The sequence below is a fragment of the Enterococcus sp. AZ163 genome (assembly GCF_050498925.1).
GTDB classification, from domain to species: domain Bacteria; phylum Bacillota; class Bacilli; order Lactobacillales; family Enterococcaceae; genus Enterococcus_A; species Enterococcus_A ferrettii.
This window is the reverse complement of the sequence record NZ_JBIPAO010000001.1, coordinates 2,194,589-2,204,832: the sequence shown is the minus strand read 5'-3', so window position 1 is coordinate 2,204,832 and position 10,244 is coordinate 2,194,589. Positions and strand designations below refer to the sequence as shown.

4 protein-coding genes are annotated in these 10,244 nt (G+C 43.9%); all 4 read right to left on the bottom strand.

Annotation, left to right across the window (positions count from 1 at the left end; genetic code table 11):
* Positions 1-35: 35 nt before the first annotated feature.
* Entirely contained in the window at positions 36-7,412 is a 7,377-nt protein-coding gene (locus tag IGI46_RS10395) for an LPXTG cell wall anchor domain-containing protein (RefSeq protein WP_429973398.1), read from the bottom strand.
* Between the two features lie 48 nt (positions 7,413-7,460).
* A complete protein-coding gene (locus tag IGI46_RS10390; protein ID WP_429973397.1) occupies positions 7,461-9,113 on the bottom strand; it encodes a hypothetical protein in 1,653 nt (550 codons plus the stop codon).
* A gap of 91 nt (positions 9,114-9,204) precedes the next feature.
* Positions 9,205-9,390, bottom strand: coding sequence for a hypothetical protein (locus tag IGI46_RS10385; protein WP_429973396.1), 186 nt, complete (start codon positions 9,388-9,390; stop codon positions 9,205-9,207).
* Complete coding sequence (locus tag IGI46_RS10380) at positions 9,391-10,230, bottom strand: DivIVA domain-containing protein (protein ID WP_429973395.1); 840 nt, start codon at positions 10,228-10,230, stop codon at positions 9,391-9,393. It abuts the gene before it with no gap.
* Between the last annotated feature and the right edge of the window lie 14 nt (positions 10,231-10,244).

Genomic DNA, 10,244 nt, shown 5'->3' with positions numbered 1-10,244 from the left:
CTGCCCGAGCTGTGCAGCTTCATTCAGGTGCTTACTTATTCAGATAGTTCGTTTCTTTTTTTCTTTTTCTTTGAACCACCATAAAAAGTAAGTCCTAATCCAACCATTCCCAGTCCAGCTATAGAATAAATCAGTTGACTATCTTCTGCTCCTGTACTCGGAAGTGTCTTTTTACCAGCAGAAGTTCCAGAACCATTGTTTGTACTTGGAAGTTTTTTAGAACCATCGGAATCTGAGTCACTGTCCGAATCTGAGTCACTGTCCGAATCTGAGTCGCTATCCGTATCTGAGTCACTGTCTGAGTCCGAATCACTATCCGAATCTGAATCGCTGTCTGAATCTGAGTCGCTATCCGAATCCGAGTCACTGTCCGAATCTGAGTCACTATCTGAGTCTGAATCGCTATCCGAATCTGAGTCGCTGTCCGAGTCTGAGTCACTATCTGAGTCCGAATCACTGTCCGAATCTGAATCGCTATCCGAATCTGAGTCACTGTCTGAGTCCGAATCGCTATCCGAATCTGAGTCGCTGTCTGAGTCCGAATCACTGTCCGAATCTGAATCACTGTCCGAATCACTATCCGAATCTGAATCGCTGTCCGAGTCTGAATCACTATCCGAATCTGAATCGCTATCCGAGTCTGAATCACTGTCCGAATCTGAATCGCTATCCGAATCTGAATCACTGTCCGAATCCGAGTCGCTGTCTGAGTCTGAATCGCTATCCGAATCTGAGTCACTATCTGAATCTGAGTCGCTGTCTGAGTCCGAATCGCTATCTGAATCTGAGTCCGAATCGCTATCCGAATCCGAGTCGCTATCTGAATCTGAGTCACTATCTGAGTCCGAATCACTGTCCGAATCTGAATCGCTATCCGAATCCGAGTCACTATCTGAATCTGAATCACTGTCTGAATCCGAGTCACTGTCTGAATCCGAATCGCTGTCTGAATCCGAGTCGCTATCCGAATCTGAATCACTGTCCGAGTCCGAATCACTGTCTGAATCCGAGTCGCTGTCTGAATCTGAATCACTGTCTGAATCCGAGTCGCTGTCTGAGTCTGAATCACTATCTGAATCCGAGTCGCTATCCGAGTCCGAATCACTATCTGAATCTGAGTCGCTGTCTGAGTCCGAATCGCTATCCGAATCCGAGTCGCTATCTGAATCTGAGTCACTATCTGAGTCCGAATCACTGTCCGAATCTGAGTCACTATCTGAATCTGAATCGCTGTCCGAGTCTGAGTCACTATCTGAATCCGAATCACTATCTGAATCTGAATCACTGTCTGAATCTGAGTCACTGTCTGAATCCGAATCGCTGTCTGAATCTGAGTCACTGTCTGAATCTGAGTCGCTATCTGAATCCGAGTCGCTGTCTGAGTCTGAATCACTATCTGAATCCGAGTCGCTGTCTGAGTCTGAATCGCTATCCGAATCCGAGTCGCTGTCTGAGTCTGAATCACTGTCTGAATCTGAGTCGCTATCCGAATCCGAGTCACTGTCCGAGTCCGAATCACTGTCTGAATCCGAGTCGCTGTCTGAATCCGAATCACTATCTGAATCTGAGTCACTGTCTGAATCCGAATCGCTGTCTGAATCTGAGTCGCTGTCTGAGTCTGAATCACTATCTGAATCCGAGTCGCTGTCTGAGTCTGAATCGCTATCCGAATCCGAGTCACTGTCCGAATCCGAGTCACTGTCCGAGTCCGAGTCACTATCTGAGTCCGAATCACTATCTGAGTCTGAATCACTGTCCGAATCTGAATCGCTATCCGAATCCGAGTCACTATCTGAATCTGAATCACTGTCTGAATCCGAGTCACTGTCTGAATCCGAATCGCTGTCTGAATCCGAGTCGCTATCCGAATCTGAATCACTGTCCGAGTCCGAATCACTGTCTGAATCCGAGTCGCTGTCTGAATCTGAATCGCTGTCCGAATCGGAGTCGTTGTCTGAGTCGCTGTCCGAATCGGAGTCGCTGTCTGAGTCACTATCTGAATCGGAGTCGCTATCTGAGTCTGAATCACTATCTGAATCCGAGTCGCTATCCGAGTCCGAATCACTATCTGAATCTGAGTCGCTGTCTGAGTCCGAATCGCTATCCGAATCCGAGTCACTATCTGAATCCGAGTCACTGTCCGAGTCCGAATCGCTATCTGAATCTGAGTCCGAATCGCTATCCGAATCCGAGTCGCTATCTGAATCTGAGTCACTATCTGAGTCCGAATCACTGTCCGAATCTGAATCGCTATCCGAATCCGAGTCACTATCTGAATCTGAATCACTGTCTGAATCCGAGTCACTGTCCGAGTCCGAATCACTGTCTGAATCCGAGTCGCTGTCTGAATCTGAATCGCTGTCCGAGTCTGAGTCACTATCTGAATCTGAGTCTGAATCACTATCTGAATCCGAGTCGCTATCCGAGTCCGAATCACTATCTGAATCTGAGTCGCTGTCTGAGTCCGAATCGCTATCCGAATCTGAGTCGCTGTCTGAATCCGAGTCGCTGTCTGAATCTGAATCGCTGTCCGAGTCTGAGTCACTATCTGAATCTGAGTCGCTATCTGAGTCCGAATCACTATCTGAATCTGAGTCGCTGTCTGAGTCTGAATCGCTATCCGAATCCGAGTCACTGTCCGAGTCTGAATCACTATCTGAGTCCGAATCACTGTCCGAATCTGAATCGCTATCCGAATCCGAGTCGCTATCCGAATCTGAGTCGCTGTCCGAATCCGAATCGCTGTCTGAATCCGAGTCACTATCTGAATCCGAGTCGCTGTCTGAATCCGAATCACTATCCGAATCTGAGTCACTATCTGAATCTGAATCACTGTCTGAATCCGAATCGCTGTCTGAATCTGAGTCGCTATCCGAATCTGAGTCGCTGTCTGAGTCTGAGTCACTATCTGAATCCGAGTCGCTGTCTGAGTCACTGTCTGAGTCTGAATCGCTATCCGAATCTGAGTCACTGTCCGAGTCCGAATCACTATCTGAATCCGAGTCGCTATCCGAGTCCGAATCACTATCTGAATCCGAGTCGCTGTCTGAGTCTGAATCGCTATCCGAATCCGAGTCACTGTCCGAGTCTGAATCACTATCTGAGTCCGAATCACTGTCCGAATCTGAATCGCTATCCGAATCCGAGTCGCTATCCGAATCTGAGTCGCTGTCCGAATCCGAATCGCTGTCTGAATCCGAGTCACTATCTGAATCCGAGTCGCTGTCTGAGTCCGAATCACTATCCGAATCTGAGTCACTATCTGAATCTGAATCACTGTCTGAATCCGAGTCGCTGTCTGAATCTGAGTCGCTATCCGAATCTGAGTCGCTGTCTGAGTCTGAGTCACTATCTGAATCCGAGTCGCTGTCTGAGTCACTGTCTGAGTCTGAATCGCTATCCGAATCTGAGTCACTGTCCGAGTCCGAATCACTATCTGAATCCGAATCACTGTCCGAGTCCGAATCACTATCCGAATCCGAGTCACTGTCCGAGTCCGAATCACTGTCTGAATCCGAGTCGCTGTCTGAATCTGAATCGCTGTCCGAGTCTGAGTCACTATCTGAATCTGAGTCGCTATCTGAGTCCGAATCACTATCTGAATCTGAGTCGCTGTCTGAGTCTGAATCGCTATCCGAATCCGAGTCACTGTCCGAGTCTGAATCACTATCTGAGTCCGAATCACTGTCCGAATCTGAATCGCTATCCGAATCCGAGTCGCTATCCGAATCTGAGTCGCTGTCCGAATCCGAATCGCTGTCTGAATCCGAGTCACTATCTGAATCCGAGTCGCTGTCTGAATCCGAATCACTATCCGAATCTGAGTCACTATCTGAATCTGAATCACTGTCTGAATCCGAATCGCTGTCTGAATCTGAGTCGCTATCCGAATCTGAGTCGCTGTCTGAGTCTGAGTCACTATCTGAATCCGAGTCGCTGTCTGAGTCACTGTCTGAGTCTGAATCGCTATCCGAATCTGAGTCACTGTCCGAGTCCGAATCACTATCTGAATCCGAGTCGCTATCCGAGTCCGAATCACTATCTGAATCCGAGTCGCTGTCTGAGTCTGAATCGCTATCCGAATCCGAGTCACTGTCCGAGTCTGAATCACTATCTGAGTCCGAATCACTGTCCGAATCTGAATCGCTATCCGAATCCGAGTCGCTATCCGAATCTGAGTCGCTGTCCGAATCGCTGTCTGAATCCGAGTCACTATCTGAATCCGAGTCGCTGTCTGAGTCCGAATCACTATCCGAATCTGAGTCACTATCTGAATCTGAATCACTGTCTGAATCCGAGTCGCTGTCTGAATCTGAGTCGCTATCCGAATCTGAGTCGCTGTCTGAGTCTGAGTCACTATCTGAATCCGAGTCGCTGTCTGAGTCACTGTCTGAGTCTGAATCGCTATCCGAATCTGAGTCGCTATCTGAATCCGAGTCGCTATCCGAGTCCGAATCACTATCTGAATCCGAGTCGCTGTCTGAGTCTGAGTCACTATCTGAATCCGAATCACTGTCCGAATCTGAGTCACTATCTGAATCCGAATCACTGTCCGAATCTGAGTCGCTGTCTGAATCTGAATCGCTATCCGAGTCTGAATCGTTATCCGAATCCGAGTCACTGTCCGAGTCGCTCTCATCATCATTTTGGTTATATCTGATTTCAGTATCTTCATCTAGTGAAGTTACCTCTGGTGCTTTATAGCCCTTGGTTTCATCTTCTGGATCCACCCATTCCAAAGGTGTTCCTGTGCTATCGACTGGTGTGTATCCTTCTTTTACATAAGGAATCACTTGATCTGGATTTCTTTGTGTAGGATCTGTTGAATGATTCTCATATTTAATTGATTCTGGTGAATCTGATCCATCCTCACTGACAAAGACATAGCTGCCCATTTCTTTATAGGTATACACAACTTCTGCTGTGCCTGAAGTTCCAACTCTTCCCAGTTCACTGGTGTTGCTGGCCTCTTCTCCTAAAACAGTGGTTTCTGATAAGTAATAGCCTTGTATTACATGCGCTCTATCTTCAATATCATTTCCTACTAGGCTTTCTTCTTCGATCCTTGCAAAACCTTCTAATGGCTGTCCTTGATCATCTTCGTAGGTATACGTTATCGTTGCATCATTTGGCACTAAGGTTAATATTGTATCTTCTACCGGACTTCTTGGGACAAAGTTATTTCCGTTTTGATAAACATTCCGTTCCTCGTCTTCTAAATGATAGCCATCTGGAATAAAGAGTATGTTAATATATTCTACTGTTTCATAATCGTCGTTAATCGTGTAAGGTCCACTAGTATTTGTCAACTGAGTTAAGTCTTCTGCAGGTCCTTTATAGGCTGTGGTGTTATAACTTAGGCTTCCTACCTCCTGATAAATGAAGTCATAGTTTTCTTCCATATCTGGTCCAAAAACAACCGTCATATCTGGTTGTTCTACTAACACTAACCCTCGATCACGATAATCATTTGCAAAGATAAATGTGTCAGTGTTCGTGACTCCTGATATCTCTTCATTATCGGCCTCATTAACCGGGATTAAGTTTCCCCTTGTGCCATCTGGATCAAAGAGATACCTCACGTCAGCCGTGTACTCTATAGGTGTATAGTAATACGTTATAGATTGTGGGTTTTCTGGATCTGGTTCTGGAAACGTGTATTCCAATGAACCGTCTGTTGCGTTTGCTCCTTCTGGTAAATTGGTTAAATCCAGTTCATAACCTAATTCCGTTAAATCAATGTCCTCTGAAGAGATTGCACTTGTTCTACCTCTAAATCCAGAAATTTGTGTGGGAGCTTGAATAATGTTATTAGTTCCCGATTCAAGATAATTGATATTCAATGCAGCTTGTTCCTGAATTGTGTATTGGTTTGGGATAGAAGTACCAACTATTGATAATACTTCGTTTCCTAATGAATCAAAATAATCCATTGTCGCTGTATGCGAAACACTATCATCTTCAAATGAAAACCAAACATTATTTTCTACGGACATTGCCTCATTACTATATACATCATTAATTCTATCAATTAAATTTTGGTCATTATATTCTATTCCTAGACAATCCCTTATAAAGTCTGCTGGTGTAGAACCCTCACCACTTTCTATATAGGCTCTATACTCATCTGTTTTTGTCAGAGTAAAAGCATTTTCCCCTGAAGTTACAACATTTCTTGCCATTGTATAGGTACCATCAGTATTCATTATTGACGTGTAAGAGTTTGGTGTCTCACGTAAAGCCGCCATTATTTGTTCATTAGAAGCATCCGCATTTACATTTACAAAAGTAAGTCCTTCACTTCTTAATAAAACTCCAATATAAAACAATTCTCCAGATCCATCTGGGTGAGGAACATAGAACCTTCCATAAACATAACTGGTTGATTCTGAACCGTCCATTCCCGTATAGTAGGATGGGGCAGAATCAAGACTAATTCGACTGATTTGCACGATTGATTCTGCTTCAGGTTCAGGTTCTATTTCTTGGATAATGTTTGATACCTTATTTGTGTTAGAATAACTAGCACCTACCATTATCCTGTGGGCTTGAGGACCTAAACCTCCGTATGCAGTTGCTGCACTACCAAAGCCAGGTTCCACAATATACGTGGAGCTAATTGTCTCAAGCATTTCTCCTGCAAAAAAGATAGATACATCGACTGCTTCCATTCTTTGTGATTCACGATTATACCTTACTGGAAAGGCTGTGCCCCCTCCCCCCGCCAATTCAGTATTAACTATTATTGAATTAGTGATATCATTATCAACCGTAATCAAAAATCCGACATCATCTGATATATACTCGATTGAACCTACTCCAGAAATGGTACCTTTCATCTCAGAAAAAGCTCCATGACCAGCAGCGCCTACGTATCCATCCTTGTCACTAGTGATAGGTATGTTAATTTTATCTCCAGATTTGATACTTGTTCGTGAACTATCAATTTCTAATTGAAATCTCAATCCTGCGTCGAAAACCCAATCTTCATATTCATTGGGAGCATCTGGACCTCCTGGATAGGTGATTCGCTGAATACTGTCTCTAAGAACAGTTACTCCTTCGTCTTCATTGGCAATCCAAGTAGTCGTCCCATCTCTATTGTCAGTAGCTAACGGTTGAATCTGCTGTGTGGTTGTATCAACATCCGCACTCACCACTTCATTTCCTGATTGTGTCACTTCCTCCACTGGATCACTGCTGGCAACAGTGCCTATCTCTTCACCAGTCGTGGCATCCGCAACCTCATTTTCTGTCGCCTGAGCAACCATGCTGCTGGCTGGAACTGCAACCATACTGACCAACATTGCCCCAGCAACGCCGCCTTTGACTACCCAATTCTTTTTCACTTTGTGCATCCGGTATTTCTTAATTGGTTCATGCCGGTACACCATTTTCCTTCTTTTACTCATACGTTTTGCAACTCCCCTTTTTTTACTATTTTCTCCCTTTGTATCTAATTATTCCATGTAGAAATAGGTATAGAAATTGATCAGTCCGCTGAGGAAGTGTTCCTGATCATCAATCCGCATTCGGAATTTATCGTGTCGGGTATAGAACCCATTGACGATTTTATCTGGTCGTTTCATGAACATTGCCATTTCAGGATGCATGACCCCTTTTTCGATCTCGATTACGGCTCGTTTAATGGCGACTTGTTGTAAGCGCCAGAAATCGGTTTTCGAAACAAATTGAGTGAATTTCCCTTTTTTATAGTCATCGGATGCCTTCAACTGATCCGTCATTTTAATGGCTGCTATTAGTAATTCCAATAAAGTAGGATAGGCGGTATCTCGATGCTCGATAAAGTTTAAATTCTCAAAGGCATTTTTTAGGCCAAACTCGTAGTATTTTTGTTCCTTTAGATACAACAAAATTTCATTGGTGGCGTAGCTTAGCCAGTGATCGTGGTACCGTTCATAATTTTTTGCTACAAAGCGATTGAATAGTTTTTTCGCCAAAGCTAAGTGCTGCGGATTCTTTGTGATGGCATAGCCTCGCAAAATGCTGAAGACAGCTTCTCCATCGTAGTAAATGATGTTGAACTTCTTTTTGGTTTCAAGGTTCTCATTTAGAATATGAGTGGTTTCACCTTTTTCATCGACAAAGTGGCGTTCCATGCCTAGAATCAATTGATTAATCGCTGCTTCATACTTGGTATTACCAGTAATCAGTTGAAATTTAGCCAAAGCCAACACAGCTAATGCTTGTGCACCTAATTTTAGGGAAATGCCTGATCTGGCTTTTTCTTTGATATACAAGGCATCATCTGTCTGAATCGTTAGATTGGCTAATCCCCAATCTAGTCCTCGTTCTGTGGCTTTTAATTCTTTACTTTGTTTTAAATACTCCTGGGCTTCTAACAAAGCATACAAACTAGAAAAGTGTCGAACAGAATTGTAACCAGTCAATTGATAATCATAGGTTGGATAGTAGCCATAAATGAACTGGCCGGAATCTTGAATTTGCCGCTGGAGAAAAGCGGCACCTTGCCCTACTGCGTAATCAATGGAAGGTGGCAGGGTTTTGTAATCGACTGTTCGCATTCCTGCTTGGACAGGTTGAGTAGCTAAGGTCAACCATTTGCCCTCTTCCAAGTAGTATCCTTGGGTTTCAAACACATAGAATTTCCGTTGGGGAATTTTGTTTTTTAATGTTTGTCCGTATTTTTTCTTCATGTAGCTGTCGATATTCTTTTGATTGAAGGACAATTCTGGTGAATTGAATCCTACCTTGTGTTTAGCTGAAGGCCGAATCAAGGCATTACCCATCAGTTCTTCGGCTAGAAAAGCGGTGTTGAATTTCTTATCGAAAGCAATACCTCTGCGAAAGTAATTATTCCGCGTAACGACAGAAAATTTCCTCATTAATTCTAGATAGCTACATTCTTCTATCGTTTTGACTACGTCTACCCGAATGTACTGCTTCTTACTATCGACTTTCGCTAGTTCTTTCTTGAGCCATTCCATGCAGCCCTCTAAGGTTGTTGCTCGAATATTTTTTACTTTGGCTCGATTGTTTCCTTTAGAAACCGACAAAAATACCAGTCGCTCCGCCGTCTCAATCGGCACTTGTTTGATTAACTTTTCCAGTTTGTTTACTTGCTGCTCCACTCAAAAATATCTCCTTCTCCAACAATCTACTTGCCGATGCTTATCGCCATCGACCACGTTTGACTTATTCTTTAAATGACATCCAGAACTATCAACGATGCTCCACTCTAGCAAGTTCTTTGACTCTGTCAGCTAACAATAGAATCTCCTTGAGAGTTTTGTATTCCTTAAATTCATAAAGAAATACAACCTTGTGATTGAATCTTTTCGCTAACGTGAGATAGCGCAGCACAAAAGGATCATAGATGGAAGTTAGCCGCGGCTCTTCATTCTTCACTTACATAACCTCTTTTTCCTGTTCCAGCACATGAATAGCTGGCTGGTGGCTGATTTTGGTTTCCTTTCGTACGACTTCGTTTTTCTTGGTGAGTGTTTCAATACTGTCGGTATATTCTTGGCTGATTTCCTGCCTTGTTGCGGTCATCATGCCTGCGAAGGTTTGAATGTCATTGTGAATCTCGGCTTTCAGCTGGACTAGTTCTTGCTGCTTGTGTTCTAGAATCTGCCGTTGCCGCTCTAGCTCAGCTGCTTGCTCTTCCTGTTCCTTTTGCAGGGCACTGATTTCCAATTTACTATTGAAGAGATTTTGGAGTCGTTCTTCTTCAGCTTGGTTTCTCATGGCTTGCGTTTGTTGTTCCACCTCAGTTAACAATGTCTTCTTTTGATTCTCAGCGGTAGTCAGTACTTCCTGCTTTTTCCGTTCGGCTTCTTCCAATAGTTTATTGGCAGCTTTTTCTGCAGCCTCCAAGGTCTGTTGGGCAATGCGTCTCATCTTGGAAATATCTTGATACTCCAGATGCAGCTGCTTGAATTGATCCCATTCAGCTTTTTGTGTTTTTAGCTGACGAAGTTCTGCTTCTAATTGTTGCAGCTTTTGTAGTAAGTTATTCTTTTCAGTTTCTTGCTGGGTAGATAGTCTATGTTGACTAGATTGTTTCGAATTGAGCTCTTTTTCCAGCTTTTCTTTGTCTTCAACGAGACGACGAATCCGTTCATCATAGGTTTCATAGTCATCGGCGACGTTTCGCAAGAAATCATTGACATCGCTTTGGCGGAAGCCGCCTAAGGCGTTCTTCTTAAAGGTGAGCTTGCGCAGTTCCACTGCTTCAAAATTCATGGATCGATTTCCTC